17 protein-coding genes are annotated in these 17987 nt (G+C 34.9%); all 17 read right to left on the bottom strand.

What is annotated here, in order from left to right:
* Positions 1 to 9 precede the first annotated feature (9 nt).
* Positions 10 to 648, bottom strand: coding sequence for an acetyltransferase (locus CWB78_RS10600; RefSeq protein WP_138595496.1), 639 nt, complete (start codon positions 646 to 648; stop codon positions 10 to 12).
* A complete protein-coding gene (locus CWB78_RS10595) occupies positions 641 to 1237 on the bottom strand; it encodes a sugar transferase (RefSeq protein WP_090494810.1) in 597 nt (198 codons plus the stop codon). Before CWB78_RS10595 ends, CWB78_RS10600 begins: the two co-directional genes overlap by 8 nt.
* Positions 1237 to 2346 (bottom strand): glycosyltransferase family 4 protein, encoded by a 1110-nt coding sequence (locus CWB78_RS10590; protein ID WP_138595494.1) that lies wholly within the window; start codon positions 2344 to 2346, stop codon positions 1237 to 1239. The genes CWB78_RS10595 and CWB78_RS10590 overlap by 1 nt, the downstream gene beginning before the upstream one ends.
* Complete coding sequence (locus tag CWB78_RS10585; protein ID WP_138595492.1) at positions 2343 to 3470, bottom strand: glycosyltransferase family 4 protein; 1128 nt, start codon at positions 3468 to 3470, stop codon at positions 2343 to 2345. The genes CWB78_RS10590 and CWB78_RS10585 overlap by 4 nt, the downstream gene beginning before the upstream one ends.
* Positions 3471 to 3590: 120 nt before the next feature.
* Positions 3591 to 4688, bottom strand: coding sequence for a hypothetical protein (locus tag CWB78_RS10580; protein ID WP_138595490.1), 1098 nt, complete (start codon positions 4686 to 4688; stop codon positions 3591 to 3593).
* Between the two features lie 269 nt (positions 4689 to 4957).
* The gene (locus CWB78_RS10575) at positions 4958 to 6220 is read right to left on the bottom strand and encodes a glycosyltransferase (protein WP_138595488.1); all 1263 of its coding nucleotides are present in this window, start codon (positions 6218 to 6220) and stop codon (positions 4958 to 4960) included.
* A 1-nt stretch (position 6221) separates the two neighbouring features.
* Complete coding sequence (locus CWB78_RS10570) at positions 6222 to 7634, bottom strand: lipopolysaccharide biosynthesis protein (RefSeq protein ID WP_138595486.1); 1413 nt, start codon at positions 7632 to 7634, stop codon at positions 6222 to 6224.
* Positions 7631 to 8755, bottom strand: coding sequence for a dTDP-4-amino-4,6-dideoxygalactose transaminase (rffA, locus tag CWB78_RS10565; protein WP_138595484.1), 1125 nt, complete (start codon positions 8753 to 8755; stop codon positions 7631 to 7633). Before rffA ends, CWB78_RS10570 begins: the two co-directional genes overlap by 4 nt.
* Positions 8756 to 8851: 96 nt before the next feature.
* Positions 8852 to 9577 carry an N-acetyltransferase gene (locus CWB78_RS10560; protein WP_138595482.1) on the bottom strand — a complete coding sequence of 242 codons (726 nt, stop codon included), beginning with the start codon at positions 9575 to 9577 and terminating at the stop codon, positions 8852 to 8854.
* A 10-nt stretch (positions 9578 to 9587) separates the two neighbouring features.
* A complete protein-coding gene (locus tag CWB78_RS10555) occupies positions 9588 to 10313 on the bottom strand; it encodes an SDR family NAD(P)-dependent oxidoreductase (RefSeq protein ID WP_138595480.1) in 726 nt (241 codons plus the stop codon).
* A 1-nt stretch (position 10314) separates the two neighbouring features.
* Positions 10315 to 11649 carry an AMP-binding protein gene (locus CWB78_RS10550; protein WP_171040340.1) on the bottom strand — a complete coding sequence of 445 codons (1335 nt, stop codon included), beginning with the start codon at positions 11647 to 11649 and terminating at the stop codon, positions 10315 to 10317.
* The gene (locus CWB78_RS10545) at positions 11642 to 11887 is read right to left on the bottom strand and encodes an acyl carrier protein (protein ID WP_138595476.1); all 246 of its coding nucleotides are present in this window, start codon (positions 11885 to 11887) and stop codon (positions 11642 to 11644) included. Before CWB78_RS10545 ends, CWB78_RS10550 begins: the two co-directional genes overlap by 8 nt.
* 218 nt (positions 11888 to 12105) lie before the next feature.
* Positions 12106 to 12987: a glucose-1-phosphate thymidylyltransferase RfbA gene (gene rfbA, locus CWB78_RS10540; RefSeq protein ID WP_138595474.1), complete on the bottom strand. Its 882-nt coding sequence runs from the start codon at positions 12985 to 12987 to the stop codon at positions 12106 to 12108.
* A gap of 1 nt (position 12988) precedes the next feature.
* Positions 12989 to 14092, bottom strand: a complete 1104-nt coding sequence (gene rfbB, locus CWB78_RS10535) for a dTDP-glucose 4,6-dehydratase (protein ID WP_138595472.1) — start codon at positions 14090 to 14092, stop codon at positions 12989 to 12991.
* 1 nt (position 14093) lies between these two features.
* The gene (locus CWB78_RS10530; RefSeq protein ID WP_138595470.1) at positions 14094 to 15134 is read right to left on the bottom strand and encodes an NAD-dependent epimerase/dehydratase family protein; all 1041 of its coding nucleotides are present in this window, start codon (positions 15132 to 15134) and stop codon (positions 14094 to 14096) included.
* Positions 15135 to 15232: 98 nt separating this feature from the next.
* Positions 15233 to 16513: a Vi polysaccharide biosynthesis UDP-N-acetylglucosamine C-6 dehydrogenase TviB gene (gene tviB, locus CWB78_RS10525; RefSeq protein WP_138595468.1), complete on the bottom strand. Its 1281-nt coding sequence runs from the start codon at positions 16511 to 16513 to the stop codon at positions 15233 to 15235.
* 376 nt (positions 16514 to 16889) lie between these two features.
* Positions 16890 to 17843, bottom strand: a complete 954-nt coding sequence (locus CWB78_RS10520) for a Wzz/FepE/Etk N-terminal domain-containing protein (RefSeq protein WP_138595466.1) — start codon at positions 17841 to 17843, stop codon at positions 16890 to 16892.
* Between the last annotated feature and the right edge of the window lie 144 nt (positions 17844 to 17987).

Below are 17987 nucleotides of genomic sequence, written 5' to 3'. Positions count from 1 at the left end.
AAAGTATTTTTAGTGACTTTTTATTACGACAGCGGGAGAGCCAAATGCTGTTATGTTGCTAGGCATATTTTTTACAACTGTACTACCTGCGCCTATTAAACAATTATCGCCAATCGTTATTAATTGTTTTACTTGGCTACCTATACCAACCCAGCTTTTTGTACCAACAGATACTCCACCGGCTAAAACTACATTAGGGCAAATATGGCTAAAATCACCAATACTGCAATCATGTTCAATAACTGCAGCTGTATTTATAATACACCCAACACCAATGTTCGCAAAAGCGTTAATAATAGCGCCTGCAAAAATCACTGTGCCCGGCGCTATCTTAGAATATTGACTTATAACTGCTGTTGGGTGAGTTAAGGTAGCCAAGTTAAAGCCATTTTGTTGTAATAACTTTATTTTTTGTTGGCGAATATCGTTATTACCAATAGCAACTACAACGTCATTACTGGGCGTTAAAGTTGAATTATTAAGGGCTATTAAGTCAGCGCAAGTTCCCTTAATTGGCCAATGCTCAATATGCTTTTTTTTAGGATAAGCATCATCGTAAAAGCTAACAGTAAAACCAAGTTGTTCAGCAATATCAGCAACAACCTTACCATGACCGCTTGCACCTACTATAGCGAGCTTTTTAATCATTATTAGAGCCCTTAAATGGCTCTATTGTGACATGTCCATCAGCATTAATGCCATCGCGAATAAATACCTTTTTTACTGTTAACAACAAAATTTTTAAATCTAACCACATGCTTTGATTATTCACATACCAAACATCAAGCTCAAATTTTTGTTCCCAGCTAATAGCATTTCGACCATTAACTTGGGCCCAACCAGTAATGCCTGGGCGCACATTATGCCTACGAGCTTGTTCTTTGTTGTATAAAGGCAAGTATTGTACAAGCAAAGGCCTTGGCCCTACCAAACTCATATCCCCCTTCAATACATTAAATAGCCCTGGTAATTCATCTAAGCTAGTTGAGCGTAAAAATGAGCCAAACTTAGTCATACGCTGATCATCAGGTAATAAATTTCCCTGTTTATCTTTAGCATCTAACATGGTTCTAAACTTCATCATTTTAAAAATATCGCCATTTAAACCAGGGCGATTTTGAGTGAATAATATAGGCGAACCTAATTTAAAACGGATAAGTGTCGCAACAACGATTATTACTGGTAATAAAGTAAGTAATGCGCAAAGAGCAACTATAAAATCAAAGAGACGTTTCATTAATTAAGTTCCATAATGTTCATTAATTTTTTATTGACCTTATGCACATCAAATTTATCTTCAACTATAGCTCTGCTAGCCTCAGCCATTCGTTGCCACTCCTGCGGATTCTCAATAAACCAGATCATTTTTTCAGCTAATTGCTCTACATTAGCTTTTTCAACTAACCAACCATTTTGACCATTAATAACGGTTTCACGACAACCTGGTACATCGGTTGTTAATATAGGCCGCCCTGTAGCCATAGCTTCAAGCACTGTTCTTGGTAGCCCCTCGTGATACGAAGGTAATACAAAAATATTACAACATTCTATATAAGGCCGAACATCATTAGTTGCACCAAAGTAATCAACGGCTTTATCACTGTTCAATTGTGATAACTCGTGTAATGAAATTCCGTCTGGGGAAGGATCTTCTGGGCCAACTAATTGAAACACAGCTTCAGGGTAAAGTTGTTTTACTTTATTTGCTGCGGCAATATATTCATGGATACCTTTATCGCCCAATAATCGAGCAATAAGTAAAAATGTAGGGGTAGATGGTAAAGGTTTAACTTTAAAATGACTTATATCAACACCAGAACCATTTACGACAGCCGTTTTGTGTTCAGGCACTATGCCTAAATCAATAAAGACCTGTTTATTATCTGGGTTTTGGAAAATAACTTTATCTACTCTTTTTAATGCTGTTTTATATAAAAAGATAACCAACTTCATTAACAGATTTTTTTTCCAGTTTCCTTTTTGAAACGCAAAGCCCAAGCCAGTTACTAACGCATAAAATCGACAGCTAGGAACCGTTCGTGCAGCAAAGGCCCCCCAAATAATGGGCTTAACTGTATAAGCTAAAATCACATCTGGTTGCTGCTTTTTAAATATATTACGCAGCACCACAAAAGTTCTAAAATCTTGAGCCGGACTTAAGCCACTGCGACTAACAGGATAATTGATATAAACAGCACCTAAAGCCTCTACTGCTTTTATATCATCATTTGAGGCACCAGAAGCTAGAGCATTCACCTCTAAATTAGCATCTTTAAAGCCCTCAAGCAGTTGCCCCCTAAAATTATATAAAGAAGAAGTAAGAGACCCTATAACTGTAATTTTCATATTTTATCAAACCATACTTCATTATATTTTTTTACCATTACTTCGATACTATAATTATCAACGATCCTAGTTCGAGCTGCTTCTTTTCTTTTCTGCCACAAATCAAAAGTTGCTCCCCTCTCATCTATCGCTTTTACTATACCAAGGGCAAATTCATTAGGATCTTTTATAGGGACAACCCAACCTGTAGCACCAACAATAATAGCTGCATCACCAACATCCGTAGTGATACAAGGTACGCCACACGCCATAGCCTCATTAATAACATTTGGAAATGCTTCACTAGAACTAGATAATAAATGAATATCAAGTCCATTCATAATAGTAGGGATATCATTCCTGCTACCAGTTAAAATCACCTCATTCGTTATATCACTTTCTTCAATCCACGATTGTAAAGTTACATTTTCACTTGTAATATTTGCACCTACTAATAAGCACTTAAACTTATAACCTTTCTTTTTCAATAACCCTAAAGATTTTGTTAAATTTTCATGATCTTTAAATGGGTGAAAACGACTAACCATACCTAATAAAACAGTATCTTGAGAAAGGTCAAACTCCTCTCTAATTGATTTTTTTGCACCCTCTACAATATTAAATACCTTTAGATCATAGCCATTATTTATTACTTTTAATTTCGAGCTACAATAACCTATTTTTTTATGGACTTGGGCAGATTTTTCAGCGCAGAAGATTATATTTTTGGGTATAAAAAAACTCAATAAACTACATAAACGCGCAATATAAATAGTTGTTTTTTTTGAGTCGCCAGGAGTCAAATTAGAGTGATGTACACCCCAGTTAATATTTTTTATGCCGACTAAGCGAGCAATAACTCCGCCAACTAAATCAGCATGATACATCCAAGTTTGTACTACATCAGGTTTTTTAATGCGCATTAATTTAAATAATTTAATAAGACCATGTAATGTTACTTTGCCTTGAGGCATATTTAATGTATCAACCAGAAAACCTTCAGTTCTTAGCAATTCACCATATTTACCATTGCCCATTAAAGATATAACATGATGTTCATTTTCTTTATTTGCTTTACACAAATGGAATAAAGCGGCTTCAGCCCCACCATCATTTAAACCGGTGATTACATGGGTAATCTTCATACTTCCTCTCTTAAATATAAATAGCTAGATTCAATCCTAGAGCGTATACAACTGCATAATAACAATGTCTAATATTCAGCCTTGAGTTTGCTTTATTGTGAAATGTAATTTCATTAATAATTAAATAAAATCTTTTTTTATTTTCTTTGATATAAAAGCGAAAAACAATAATACTAAAGACATAAGCATAACAGGATAAAAGAAACGAATTGAATCCATAGTCATCAATATAAATGTAAATATAGATATAAATATAGTTATAAATAGCTTAAATGAAGGAAAATAACTGTTATAAGCTCGTTTCCCCCTTGAAAACAATAAAGAGCAAAAAACTAATACAAAATATAAGATAGATACTTTATCTTCAAGAAATTCAAAAATTGAATATATTAAAGTTAAATCTACAAATATTAGTAATGGTTTGAATATAGAAACACCTGATGCAAGTATTATTTGAACAAACGTAAAGAGGGAAATACTTAATAAAATTATCATTTTCTTTTTATCTAATGCTTTATAGAAAATCATTGCAAATAGAAAAACTAATAAGAACAACTGTGCTCTAAACATTAGAATGAATAAGCAATATAATATGAAAATAGAAAAGAAACGCTCATTTGAATAACAAGAAAGGATTAAAAGTAGTATAGAACCTAACAACAAGGTGTGAACGATCACTTCTCTAAGAAATCTTGTTTTCCAGTAAAACTCCAATGGGAAACATACAAAAATACTAAATGCTATAACAAAACGCCAACTATTATTGAAATTAAATATAGTAGCTAATTTCTTCAAAAACATGTAATTTAGACAGCATAATAAAAATGAAACACACAATAACTCAGCATAAATAAAGTATTTATCCTTTACTTTAAATATGTTTAAGTTAGCTAATAAAGACGACAATCCCATTTTTGGGGTAACATTATAATCTCTATAGCTTCCAATCAACTCGTTAACCTCTAATGGATTAGCAAGAAACAATCTTGTTTCTAATAAATAGCGATGAGCGTCATTAATAAATATTCCCGGAAAATAATCGTTAATTCCCCCCTGTAGATCTACAAAAATAGAAAAAATGAAAATAAAAACAAATAAAAATAATAATAAATTTAATAAAAAAACATCTATTCTTGATACGGAAAGTCTGGTCGTTTTACTTAATAAACTCAGAGGTAAAAGAAAAAACAGTGCTATTAACGTAATAAATATAAACAATCTAACCTCTTAAAATATACTGTGCTACAAGCAGATTCAACTTTGAAGTGAATAAAAGCTAAATTTTCTACGATTAATTTGACTATTTATTACTATCACAACATAGTATTTACACTCTAATAACGTCTTAAAAGTGAAATTTATGATAGTCATTACAATAATACATTTATTATCGGACCCATTGTGCGTAAAAGTGAATATTGTATACCTAATTAAGTATTTCTACTAATTCAAACTTAGTAATTATTAATTGAAATACAATAAACATATTAGCCGTAAACAAAATTTGAAAGACTTTTCCCTTTCACTCTACAATACAGAGAGAAAAAGAAATAACTAAGAGAATATCTTAACTTAAATATTAAACCACCAAGGCTTATATTTAAGGGTTTAGCAGTAATAGCTCCCTGCTCAAAATTACCGACACACTTTTGCATAGAAAACTTCTGTGACCAAAGCATGTGCTTACTTTTATATTTATGTCTTTCATTTTCGTTTAAGTATAAATAATTAGAAATAAGACTTGCAACGTCATGCTTTTCATATAAACCATCTTCGTTATATGAAAACCCTACAATATCACACAAAAAACCATAACTCAGAGGCTCATCTAAAGATTCTATACCCACAACAGATGGAATACCTAAACTACTAGCTTCAACAATTGCAGTTCCAGAACCTACAAATATGTCATATTGAGAAACAGTACTTTTAAAATCGGAATAAGGGATATTGCCTTTCAAAAAAATTTTATCGTTTAATTTATGCTTTTCAATCTTTCTCTTAATTTCTTGTGCTAAAGGACCATCACCAAAAATATGATATTCAATATTGAAATCATTTTGTAACTTTTCAACTACATCAACCATCCACAAATTATATGCTTTAAAATTTACTAGCCGCCCAACGGATACAATCCTAATAGGATCCCCAAGCTTGCTATTATTACTTTCAGTAGCGCCTGAATCTATAACTCCTAAAGGAAATATGTTTACATTGTTTTTATCGAAATCAAAAAATTGAGAGTATAAATTTATAAGGCCATCATTAAAGAAATACACACCTTTACTTTTTAGTAGCGCGGTAAATAAAACTCTATTACATCGCTCATAATAAGGTATTTTATCCCCTTCTCCCCAAGTAAACTCCTTTGAATGGTAGATTCCTACGGTTAAAGGTATATTTATTTTTAGTTTATTTCGTATATTCAAATATAAAAAACCATAAATGGCACTTGATACGTGAACTTGATCCACATCATCAAATACTTTGGATAATTCACTAAAATCAATGGATTTTAACAACAAAAAATGTAGTGTTAATTTATTAAAAAACCCAGGTTTAAAAAAATCATTCAAAAAATAAACGTCAGCATATTTTTTAGTCTCATATAATAATTGTTCATTGCTGGCCTCTGCTTTAGACGTTAAGAGTATCTTTGTCTTTTTACCCATCAGATAACGAGTTTTAGCCAGCCTCATATAGAAGGTTTCAATACCTCCCAACCTTAAAGTATTATAAATAATTAACATTTTAATCCTTTATTAAATACGCTTTAATTAAACAGATAGCCTCACACAACCTCTTATAATATAGGGTGAGAGCAGACAAAAATAGTACAATCCAGACAATATAAAAGTTGCCAATATTCGCTTTAGATAAAACCATTACAATGGTAGCTATCATGTAACTAATCACCACTATATAAATTTTAAATCTAGGAAATGAAAACCATAACATAGCGCTTGACTCTGTTTTAATTGTAAAAAAAACAAAAAACGCGATCACTGAAGCGATTGTAGCTCCTGATGCTCCATAATCAGGAATAAGTAAATAATTCATGACGGCATTAACCAAAAGTGCAACTACTGAAGCTATAAAAATATAACTAGAACGCCTAGTTATTCCAATCCCAGCTCCTGTAGGCTCACTAATCAAATAAAATAGTGGCATAGCTATACAGCCAACAACTAAATATTCTACACCTAGATAATTTGAAGGTAAAAATACTGGTAATATAAAAGAGAGTAAACCTACTAGCGACCAAATAAAGGCTACAGCTAATACAACATTTTCGATAACGCGCTGCATTTTATTATTATCGACTCCTTCTTTTACCCATTTGTATAACGTTGGATGCCACAAGCTAGAAAAAATAGAATTTATAACAGCAACCGCACTTGCCAGTGCTGTAGCCAATGCATATATACCTAACTCTTCGAAGCCTGAAAGACTTCTGAGAAAAAGCCTATCCATTGTTGTTAAACCCCAATAAGCAATCCCACCCGCCACTAACGGTAGACTAAATGTCAACATTCTTCTTAAAAGCTTAACATCAATTGTCTTTTTGACAGCCACAGACAAGGTATCTTTAGTTAGCCAAGAAAATATGAATAGTGACAATACGGCTGCTACTGTATTCATTAACATTAAAACTTTAAATTCAGCGGTAATATTTAACAACATTATGAAGGAAATCAAAATTAACAAAAATAATTTAGGTGCAATTTGAGTCGCGGAGAACGCTAAACCACGCTCTTGCATACGTATAACGTGTGCTAAAAAATTTATAAGATAAGTAGTAAATATTCCCACGAACAGTAAAAATGTTAACAATATTGAGTCGATTCCAAACAGCAAATAAGAAATCGAAAAAGGTAGTATTAAAACTAGCAGCGTAGTTAAAATTAATAATATCAAGCCTGGCATCATACTTATTTTAAGTAAAGCAGCCTTATCTTTTTCTTCATGATATTCTCGGACATATGCTTGATGCATAGATAGACTAAACAAAGAGACAGCTAAACCAAGTACAACTTGCAGCATTGTCATTCTACCGACGTCTTCAACAGTGAAAAACCATGCTATAAAAGGTAATGTTATTAAGCTTAATAGCCCTGCGCCAATGGGCCCTACAGAAAATTGTAAGATTGTTTTGGCGTTCAAACAAAAAACTCCAAAGCTATTTTTATAACCGTGTCTAGGTCCTCACTTGTCATGCCATAATAAAGAGGTAAACGTACTAATTTTGAGCTTTCAACCGTTGTGTAATTATCATCACCTACAAACACGCCAAACTGCTTCCCTGCTGGGCTTGAATGCAAGGGTATATAATGAAATGGCGTAGTAATGTTGCATTTTTTCATATGGCAGATAAAGTCATTTCGCTCTTCGTTCGAATTTAACTTTATGTAAAACATATGTGCATTATGCGTTAAAAAACCAGGGGTGTGAGGTAACTGATCCGCTTTTAATTTTAGACTGAGTTTACTGTAATAACGCTCCCATAGTGATAAACGAAAATTATTTATTGTGTCTGCCGCTTCAAGTTGTGCATATAAATAAGCCGCTTGTAGCTCGCTTGGTAAAAAGCTAGATCCTATGTCCTGCCACGTGTATTTATCGACGATACCATGCAAGAACTGGCTACGATTTGTTCCCTTCTCACGTATAATTTCCGCTCTTTCAACCAGCTTAGGGTCATTAATTAAAATTGCCCCGCCTTCACCACCCGATGAGTAGTTTTTAGTTTCATGAAAACTATAACAACCTATGTGACCAAGAGTTCCTAGTGCTTTACCCTTATAGGTAGACATTACGCCTTGTGCTGCATCTTCTACTACCCACAATTCATATTTTTCTGCGATAGCAAGTATTGTATCCATTTCACAAGCTACACCTGCGTAATGTACTGGCACTATTGCTTTTGTGTTAGCCGTAATCGCAGCTTCAATGAGTGTTTCATCAATATTCATTGTGTCCGGACGAACGTCAACAAATATAATTTTTGCACCACGTAATACAAACGCATTCGCTGTAGATACAAATGTGTATGAGGGCATTATAACTTCATCACCAGGCTGAATATCAATCAGAATAGCGGCTAGCTCTAACGATGCTGTACACGAGGGAGTTAGTAATGCTTTTGTTGTGTTGAAGCTGTCTTCAAACCATTTTTCGCATTTTTTGGAAAAGTAACCATCGCCGCATAGCTTGTCTGATGCAATAGCTTGCTCGATATACGCTAATTCTGTACCTATTTTAGGAGGAATATTAAAAGGAATCATTTTTTCTCAATTTTATACTAACTAACAGCGTAACGCCTGCAATGCATACAGGCTAGTGATCTTCAACATGTAGACTAACTTGCTAAGCAGGTGCAATCATACATGTTTATGGTAATCTACATTCGTTTCAATTATTTTAAACCCAAGGTTCTGATACAAAGAAAGTACCCCATTATTTGCAGCAGATATATTAGTAAATACCTTACTAACACCTTCGCTTTTAAAATAACTAATTACTGAACCCCAAAAAAATGGAGAGTGCATTTCAAAACCTTTTTTACTCCCCCCAAGGATTAAACTAACCTGTTTACGCTCATTGACTCTGTAAATCATAAAGGAAATTATATCACCAACATTTGACTTATTGACTAAACACGAAACATCTTGATTGGCAAGCTCATTAACCCATTGGTACATTCTAATATCTGAGAGATGCTTCTGAATAAACGGGTCTTCATGGAATCTAGAAAACTTAAACATATCACGTGCTATCTCTGCTATCTCCTTAAACTCACTTTTTTTTGCCTTATTAACCGGCAGCATCCTTCTTGAGTAGAGAGGCGGTAGTGTATATTCATGTAATTTACCAAGCGCAATTCTGAAGCTAGTTTCACATGCGATATAACCACTTTTAAATAATAACTCTTTAACTACAAAATCATTAGCTGGAAATCTACCATATATAAGCTCTGCATTACAAAAAGAGTTATTATTCAACTCTATTTGAGTACTCTCGATATTTTTCGTTTCAATCTCTAATATCTCAAATGTTCTTAGTTTGAGTGCAGATTCATCCCATGGGGTATAGCGCCCTCTAATCATACTTATCCCCTCAAGCAGTACTACCAGCGTCAACTGTTAACGTTGTCCCCGTTACACCTGCTGCGTTAGCCGATAGTAAATATAACGCAGCAGATGCAGCATCATCTACACTTGCTAATCGGCCTATACAACTTCTTCTTTTAATCTTTTCAAGCTTGTCACCTTGAAGACCATCTGTCATGCTGGTTTCCATATAACCTGGTGCTAAAGTATTAACCGTTATCCCTACCTTGCCAAGCTCACGTGCTAGTGACTTGGTAAAACCTCCTAATGCTGACTTAGTTGCGCCATAGACGCTTAAACCACTGAAGCCAGTCGAACCAATAATAGAGCCAACATTAATTATTCTACCGGCCTTGTTAAGCAACATTGCGCGTGAAACATATTTTGTGAATAAAATAGGGGCTTCAATATTAACTTTAATGCTTTGAGCTATGTCACTTTCATGCATTGTACCTAACACCCCATCATTACCTATAGCGGCGTTATTTATTAGCCCGTAAGGCCGGCCATGCTCTGTAGTGATTTTTTTTACCAGCTTAGATATATTCGTTGTATCTGAAAAGTCATACTCATAAAAAAACAATTTATCCGAGTGCTTAAGCTGTAACACTTTAAACTCTTCAGTTAAAGTTCTGCTCACTGCAATTACTTTGTAGTCGTTAGTTAAGAGTTGATGGCATAACGCTAAACCTAAGCCTTTACCCGTACCTGTTACAATAACTGTTTTTTCCATTTTAAAACCTTATTAATTTACCCGTTGAGTTAGTAGCAATAGTTTCAACAAATTTCAGCAACACCGGTACTTCGTGTGTTTCTAGCTCATCTTTACATAATCTTAAAATATTCGTTTTTAGATCTTTGGTGTTTAAACTTTTTGCAGAGTCTTCTAATACAACTTCCGCACACACTATCGTACCTAACATAGAGTTACTTTTACCAAACACTCGAGAATAACTGACACTATTACATTGATTTATAATCGCCTCTATTTTTTCAGGCATTACTTTATTACCACCAACGTTAATGGCACCGCTACTTCGACCTAAAAATATCACACGCTCATCAATACACTCGACAAGATCACCCGTGTTTATGAAGCCCTGCTCATCAATATCTACATGCCCAGCCAATAAAGCACTATTAGAACGCTCACTTCTAATCCAAAGCTCTTTGTTTATTATTTTGAGACTTATACCTAACTCACTATTTGCTAATAAGTAATTAGCAGGGAAACCTTCCTTGTTATCCTTAACAGCAAAACCAACACCAGCTTCGGTTGAAGCATATATATGTGTTATTTTAGCCGTAGAATACTTATGCTGAAGAGCATTAAGTATACTTTGAGTGCTTATTTCTCCACCTAAAGTGATTTTTTTAAGCTCTAATGATGAAGCGTTTTCTGTCATTAGGACTTTACGCCAAAAAGAAGGCGTTGCAGATACTGAGTTTACTTGGTTAAAACTAAATATATTAACAATGTCACTAATTGAATGTTCACTTTCGCTAATTGTAAGCACTGAGCCTGCAGCGACAACTTGTAAATATACTTGCAAACCTGCAAACCTATTCAAGTCATAACATAACCCCCAGTTATAAATACTACCCAACTCAATGTTTTTTTGAGCAGTACTTATTAGTCGTTCTAAATTAAACGACACTAACTTAGGTGTACCTGTAGTTCCTGAAGTAGCTAAAAGCCAGCCATGTGATTGTTCAATTACACTCACAGTGTTCAGCTTTTTAATAACGATCTCATTGTTAGCTTTTAAAGTTATGATATATTCAATTTCAGCGTTTTCATAAAAGCTACTGGTTGTATCTTCATCTAAATCACTTGCTTGTAAAAAAATAGTTTTAGCTAAACTATCAATCGCAGGTAAATATAAAGCTAAAGAGAGCCTATCGTTTGAAGTAACAGCGCAATTCTTGTCTTTTAAAAAGCTATACCTTTCAATAAACTCAAAAGTAATCTCATTTAATTGTTTATAGGTTACTGACCTATTTTCAGCTTTAATAAAACAGCGTTCCAAAGGCACTAAATTTATATAATCTAAAAGCTTATTAAGCATTTGCCTGCTCATAAATTGCAACAAACTCACCAAATGTAGTCGGGTACACTGGCTCTTCCATTATTTGGAAAGGATCAATATCAAGCTCCTCTTCAAGTAAAGCTACTAAAATAGCAAATCCTAATGAATCAAGGTCTGTTTCAAGTAGTATTTGATCATCTTTTATATCTACATATGTTTTTTCTTTATCAGTTTGCTCTAATGCTTCATTAAATTTTTCTAGAATAATAGCTCTCATAATTTACCCTTATATATAAAACTCATTATAATATTCAATTGCTAATAAAACACAATCATAAATAAACTCATGTATCTCATAATTTTAATTAATATTTTTTGTTTTTTGCTACTTTTTTTGTTTTAACCATCAAAAATGACTACTCTATATTTATTAATAACAAAAAAGCCGCTTTTCTTAGCTCATTATAGTAAGCGGGACCAATTAACTTACCGCCCTTACAGTTTGCTCTCAATAATTTCTAATAGATATTTTCCATAGCTATTTTTGATAAAAGGTTGGGCTAATTTTGTAACTTGTCGCTTTGACAGCCATTTATTATTGAATGCAATTTCTTCTAGGCAGGCTATTTTATAACCTTGGCGTTTTTCAATTGTTTCTACAAATTGAGCAGCTTCAAGCAAGCTTTCATGCGTGCCAGTATCAAGCCAAGCAAAGCCTCGACCAAGTATTTCAACATTAAGTTTGTTCTGTTTTAAATAAATTTCATTTAAACACGTTATCTCTAGCTCACCTCTATGCGAGGGCTTAACTTGTTTTGCTATTTCTACAACTGAATTGTCGTAAAAATATAAACCGGTTACTGCTAAATCAGACTTTGGTTTAGCTGGCTTTTCTTCAATGGAAATAGCCTTTTGGTTCTCATCAAATTCAACAACACCAAAACGTTCCGGATCTTTTACTTGATAGCCAAATACAGTCGCCCCTAGTCCGTTCTTAGCATTCTCAACCGCATGCTTTAACTTAGGTGAAAACCCTTGCCCATAAAAAATATTGTCACCTAGCAATAAACAAACGTCGTCAGAGCCAATAAACTCTTCACCTAAAATAAACGCTTGAGCTAAGCCATCGGGGCTTGGCTGTACTGTATAGCTAAGCTCAATACCAAATTGTGAACCATCACCTAATAATCGTTTAAATGATTCTTGATCTTCAGGTGTAGTAATAATTAAGATTTCACGTATTCCCGCTAACATCAACACAGAAAGCGGATAGTAAATCATTGGCTTATCATAAATTGGGAGTAACTGCTTGGATACACCCATAGTAATAGGATAAAGGCGTGTACCGGAGCCTCCGGCAAGGATAATTCCTTTCATGCTATTTTCCTTTAGCTGTCATATTTATTTCGCCCAGACGCTCACGTTGATATGAACCATCTTGTACGTTTTGACACCACGTTTGATTATCTAAATACCATTGAACGGTTTTACGTAGGCCTGTTTCAAAGGTTTCGACCGGTGTCCAGTTTAGCTCTGCACTCATTTTTGATGCATCAATAGCATAACGTCTATCGTGACCAGGGCGATCTGCCACGTACGTTATCAGTTCGGAGTACGGGGAACCTTTAGGTACTAAAGTATCTAAAATACTACAGATGGCTTCTACTACTTCAATATTCTGCTTTTCGTTATGGCCACCGATATTATAGGTTTCACCCACTTTGCCTTCGGTTACTACTTTATAAAGTGCACGTGCGTGATCTTCAACATAAAGCCAGTCACGTATTTGATCACCTTTTCCATAAATCGGTAGTTTTTTACCTTCAAGGGCATTAAGTATTACTAATGGTATTAATTTTTCAGGGAAATGATATGGCCCATAGTTATTTGAGCAATTGGTTACAACTGTAGGAAAGCCATACGTACGTAGCCAAGCACGTACCAAATGATCGCTAGAGGCTTTGCTTGATGAATATGGGCTGCTAGGTGCATAAGGCGTTTGCTCAGTGAATAAAGGAAGTTCTTTATCCAGAGTATTCTCATCTTGTTCATCTGGATGCGGTAAATCACCATAAACTTCATCTGTTGAAATATGATGAAATCTAAATGATTGTTTGGCTGACTCCGCTAGCCCACTCCAGTAAACACGAGCTGCTTCTAGTAAGTTATAAGTGCCAACAATGTTTGTCTGAATAAATTCTGCTGGTCCGGTAATAGAGCGATCTACATGGCTTTCTGCAGCTAAATGCATTACAGCATCTGGCTTATGCACTTTAAAAACTCTGTCTAGTTCTGAACGGTTACAAATATCTACATGTTCAAATGCATAGCGTTCGCTTTTAGCTACAGATTTTAATGACTCTAAGTTCCCTGCATATGTTAACTTATCTAAGTTAATAACCGAATCTTGGGTATTCTCGATAATATGGCGAATCACAGCAGAGCCAATAAACCCTGCTCCACCTGTTACTAATATTTTCATTTTATTTATTGCCTAAAAATTTTTTATACCAAGGCATGGCTTTACTAATACCCTGTAATATTTTGTATTCTGGTTCGTAACCTAGTTTATTAATCGCTTTACTCACATCGGCTTGAGAATGGCGTACATCACCAGCTCTAAAGTCACGATATATTGGATCTTGGGTCGCGTTTATATCGCACTCTTTAAGTGCAGACTGTATTGCTTTGTATAAATCGTTAAGTGTAGTGCGGTCACCCACTGCTACATTATATACGTTATCTTTATCTTCATCTTCTGCCATTGCGGCAAGAATATTCATTTGTACTGTATTTTCAATAAAACAAAAATCACGGCTTGTTTCACCATCACCATTAATGAATACATCTTCGCCTTTGATCATATCAGCAGTCCACTTAGGAATTACTGCAGCATAGGCACCATTAGGATCTTGGCGTTGACCAAATACATTAAAGTAACGTAAGCCGATTGTTTTAAAGCCATACGTTTTTGCATAAACACCCGCATATAGCTCATTCACATATTTTGTTACTGCATAAGGAGAAAGTGGATTACCAATATTTTCTTCGACTTTAGGCAATGCAGGGTGATCGCCATAGGTAGAGCTGCTTGCAGCATAGGTAAAGCTTTTTACTTTAGCTTCCTTTGCGGCTTGTAACATATTCAAAAAGCCAGTGATATTGGCAGCATTGGTTGTTACTGGATCTGCTATAGAGCGAGGTACTGAGCCAAGAGCCGCTTGATGCAATACATAGTCGACGCCTTCACCGTTATTAGCTAACACTGCTTCACAATCTTGATAATTACGAATATCACCTTCAATAAAGTTAAAGCCTTGCCATTGCTCAGAAGTTACTAAACCTTTCACTTCATCAAGGTTATGCTGATGGCCCGTTGCAAAATTATCAAGCCCAACTACTTTTTGATTTAATTTTAATAAATGCTCTAAAAGGTTTGAGCCAATAAAACCAGCTACACCTGTCACTAGCCAGGTTTTAGGAGAAGAAAGTAGTTCTGTTTTAATTTGTTCGTAACGAGTCATGATATTCCTTGTTTGAGCTAAGTTTGCTAAAATTCAAAGCATTATTAGTTTGTAATGCTTATCTTAAAAGCGCAGGCTTGAACCCACGCTTACAATGATTACAAACGCATATCTACACTCTGTTTTGGTAGTACATACTTTAAGTCGTAAAGTACGTGTTCTGCTTTACCTAGTGCACGAATTTGCTCTGCGCCCATTTCTTTAAATTCGTTATGGCCGACAGCAAGAATAATTGCATCGTAGTTATTTTTTTTATGCTCAGCAGTTAAACTTAAACCATATTCATGTTGTGCTTCTTCGTTTGAGCACCATGGATCTACAATATCCACATTTATATTGTATTCCTTAAGTTCACTTACTATATCGACCACTTTTGTATTACGTAAATCAGGGCAGTTTTCTTTAAAAGTTAAACCCATTATCAGTACGTTTGCGCCATCTACATGGATACGCTTTTTAAGCATGTTTTTAACCAGTTCAGACACGACATGTTTACCCATACCATCGTTTAAACGACGGCCGGCTAAAATCATTTCTGGGTGGTAACCTACACTTTGAGCTTTATGCGTTAAGTAGTACGGATCAACACCAATACAATGTCCGCCAACTAATCCTGGACGAAATGGTAAGAAGTTCCACTTAGTGCCGGCCGCTTCTAATACTTCGAGCGTATCGATACCTAGCTTATTAAAAATAATCGATAGCTCATTAATTAAAGCAATATTTACATCACGCTGCGTGTTCTCGATTACTTTTGCAGCTTCGGCAACTCTAATAGAGCTCGCTTTATGTGTGCCGGCCGTAATTACTGATTTATAAAGTTGATCAACTTTTTCAGCTATTTCTGGATTCGAGCCTGAGGTTACTTTTAATATGTTAGTTACACGATGCTCTTTATCGCCCGGGTTTATCCGCTCTGGTGAGTAGCCGGCAAAAAAATCTTTATTAAATAGAAGGCCCGATACACGCTCTACTACCGGTAAACACGCTTCTTCTGTTGCACCTGGGTATACAGTTGACTCATAAATTATTATGTCGCCTTTCTTAACCACTTTACCCAGCATTTCGCTGGCTTTAATAAGTGGTGTTAAATCAGGTTGTTTATGTTCATCAATTGGCGTTGGTACGGTAACAATGTATACATTACAACTTTCAAGGTCTGACACTTTGTAAGAGAATTTAAGTTGTGGAGATTGTTTAAGCTCTTCATCACTTACTTCAAGTGTCGAGTCGTGGCCAGCTTGTAATTGTGCAATTCGACCTTGATTAATATCAAAGCCTGTTACTGGAAATTTTTTACCAAACTCAACTGCTAAAGGAAGCCCTACATAGCCTAAACCTATAATGCCAATTTTTAGGTCCGTTAATGAATCGTGCATAGTTGTACTCTCTTTGTTTGGTTATAGAGCTTCGAGCTTTGGACTTCGAGCTTTGTAAAAGTTAAATTTTAAAATTAATTTCAAGTCAAAACGTGCAATCAAAAACCGAATATCGAAACGTATACTCGTGGGTAAAAGGCACATTTTACAATCTATTTCGGGTGGATTGCCGTTCATTTTTTGATGATAAAAACGATCTAAACTTAATAAGTTAGACCATAATAGCTCAGCTCTAAATTGAATTTTTACAACTTTTCATCTCAGTATTATTCAAACCCACTGAGACACTTCTTTCCATTTTGAGACAGCCACTTTTAACTACCTCTTTGTAATTGCTTGTTTTTGTACTTTTATTTAAAAGTGCCCAATAGGCCACCTATTTCATATAGTTTCGAACTAATACAAGCATCACACTCAACATACCACCTAGCATTGTACCAAGTATTGCAATTAATGCGCGTTTGGGCTTGAATTTTTCTTCTGGCACTAATGCCGCATCAATCGTTTTAAATACGTATTCATCGCGTACTTTAGCAAACATAATTGTTTTAGTTTGCTCTTCAACTAGCTTATAAAGTACCGCACGGATATCGGCTATTTTAGTTTGTTCTAGCTGTTGAGTTAAAAAGTCAGTGCTTTTTATAGCCTCTTGCACGTCTCGCTGCTTCATGGTTGCGTTAATGTCTTGTATTAACCATTCAACCCATTGCTTTGCAACATATGGCGATACATGCTCTACCGCTATTTTAACCATGCCGGTTTCTTTATCGCTACTAGCACTTAGGATTTTACTAAATTCTTTATACGCTTCTTGCATTGAAGGCTCGGGTTTAAAAGGCGCTTTAACCTCACGCACCCATTTATTGTTTTCAGCATCGAATATCTCGCTATCATAAATAACTGTATTCGTTTGCATATCCCAAGACTCAGCTGCCATCAAGTCAGTTAATATATTGTGTTTTTGAATAAAGTCGCTGGTAAATTGGCGTGACTTTAACACCTCAATGGCTAATTGTGCCTTATTACTCGAACCACCACCTAAGTTAACACCCGCTAAGCTGGCTAAACCACCGAACTGACCAGCTAACGCGCCTAAGCCGCCTTGCTGCTCCTCAGCTGGTGCTAGCAGCGCTTCTGACTTATAAATATTAGGCTGGTTAATTGCATAAATAACCGATGCAACAGCAAACAAGGCTGTGATGATTATAATTGTCCACTTACCTTGCCAAATTGCGGTAAATAGTTCGCGTAGGTCTATTTCGTCATCAGCAGCATTATAATTAACCACTGGTGTATTTGCCTGATTTAGGTTGTTTGAGTTGTTTTCCATTTAAATCTCATAAGTTCAGCTATCAGCTATCAGCTATCAGCTATCAGCTATCAGAAAAAAAAAAAAAAAAAAAAAAAAAAAAAAAAAAAAAAAAAAAAAAAAACAAAAAAAAAAAAAAAAAAAAAAAAAAATAAAAAAAAAAAA

The sequence above is a fragment of the Pseudoalteromonas sp. S1612 genome (genome assembly GCF_005887175.1).
Lineage (GTDB): Bacteria > Pseudomonadota > Gammaproteobacteria > Enterobacterales > Alteromonadaceae > Pseudoalteromonas > Pseudoalteromonas undina.
This window is presented reverse-complemented; position numbering and strand designations above follow the sequence as displayed.

What these genes read in the sequence shown, in the direction of transcription:
- CWB78_RS10600 (WP_138595496.1), bottom strand. Translation starts at nt 648, where the DNA reads ATGATTAAAAAGCTCGCTATAGTAGGTGCAAGCGGTCATGGTAAGGTT.
- CWB78_RS10595 (WP_090494810.1), bottom strand. Translation starts at nt 1,237, where the DNA reads ATGAAACGTCTCTTTGATTTTATAGTTGCTCTTTGCGCATTACTTACT.
- CWB78_RS10590 (WP_138595494.1), bottom strand. Translation starts at nt 2,346, where the DNA reads ATGAAAATTACAGTTATAGGGTCTCTTACTTCTTCTTTATATAATTTT.
- CWB78_RS10585 (WP_138595492.1), bottom strand. Translation starts at nt 3,470, where the DNA reads ATGAAGATTACCCATGTAATCACCGGTTTAAATGATGGTGGGGCTGAA.
- CWB78_RS10575 (WP_138595488.1), bottom strand. Translation starts at nt 6,220, where the DNA reads ATGTTAATTATTTATAATACTTTAAGGTTGGGAGGTATTGAAACCTTC.
- rffA (WP_138595484.1), bottom strand. Translation starts at nt 8,755, where the DNA reads ATGATTCCTTTTAATATTCCTCCTAAAATAGGTACAGAATTAGCGTAT.
- CWB78_RS10560 (WP_138595482.1), bottom strand. Translation starts at nt 9,577, where the DNA reads ATGATTAGAGGGCGCTATACCCCATGGGATGAATCTGCACTCAAACTA.
- CWB78_RS10555 (WP_138595480.1), bottom strand. Translation starts at nt 10,313, where the DNA reads ATGGAAAAAACAGTTATTGTAACAGGTACGGGTAAAGGCTTAGGTTTA.
- CWB78_RS10550 (WP_171040340.1), bottom strand. Translation starts at nt 11,649, where the DNA reads ATGCTTAATAAGCTTTTAGATTATATAAATTTAGTGCCTTTGGAACGC.
- CWB78_RS10545 (WP_138595476.1), bottom strand. Translation starts at nt 11,887, where the DNA reads ATGAGAGCTATTATTCTAGAAAAATTTAATGAAGCATTAGAGCAAACT.
- rfbA (WP_138595474.1), bottom strand. Translation starts at nt 12,987, where the DNA reads ATGAAAGGAATTATCCTTGCCGGAGGCTCCGGTACACGCCTTTATCCT.
- rfbB (WP_138595472.1), bottom strand. Translation starts at nt 14,092, where the DNA reads ATGAAAATATTAGTAACAGGTGGAGCAGGGTTTATTGGCTCTGCTGTG.
- CWB78_RS10530 (WP_138595470.1), bottom strand. Translation starts at nt 15,134, where the DNA reads ATGACTCGTTACGAACAAATTAAAACAGAACTACTTTCTTCTCCTAAA.
- tviB (WP_138595468.1), bottom strand. Translation starts at nt 16,513, where the DNA reads ATGCACGATTCATTAACGGACCTAAAAATTGGCATTATAGGTTTAGGC.
- CWB78_RS10520 (WP_138595466.1), bottom strand. Translation starts at nt 17,843, where the DNA reads ATGGAAAACAACTCAAACAACCTAAATCAGGCAAATACACCAGTGGTT.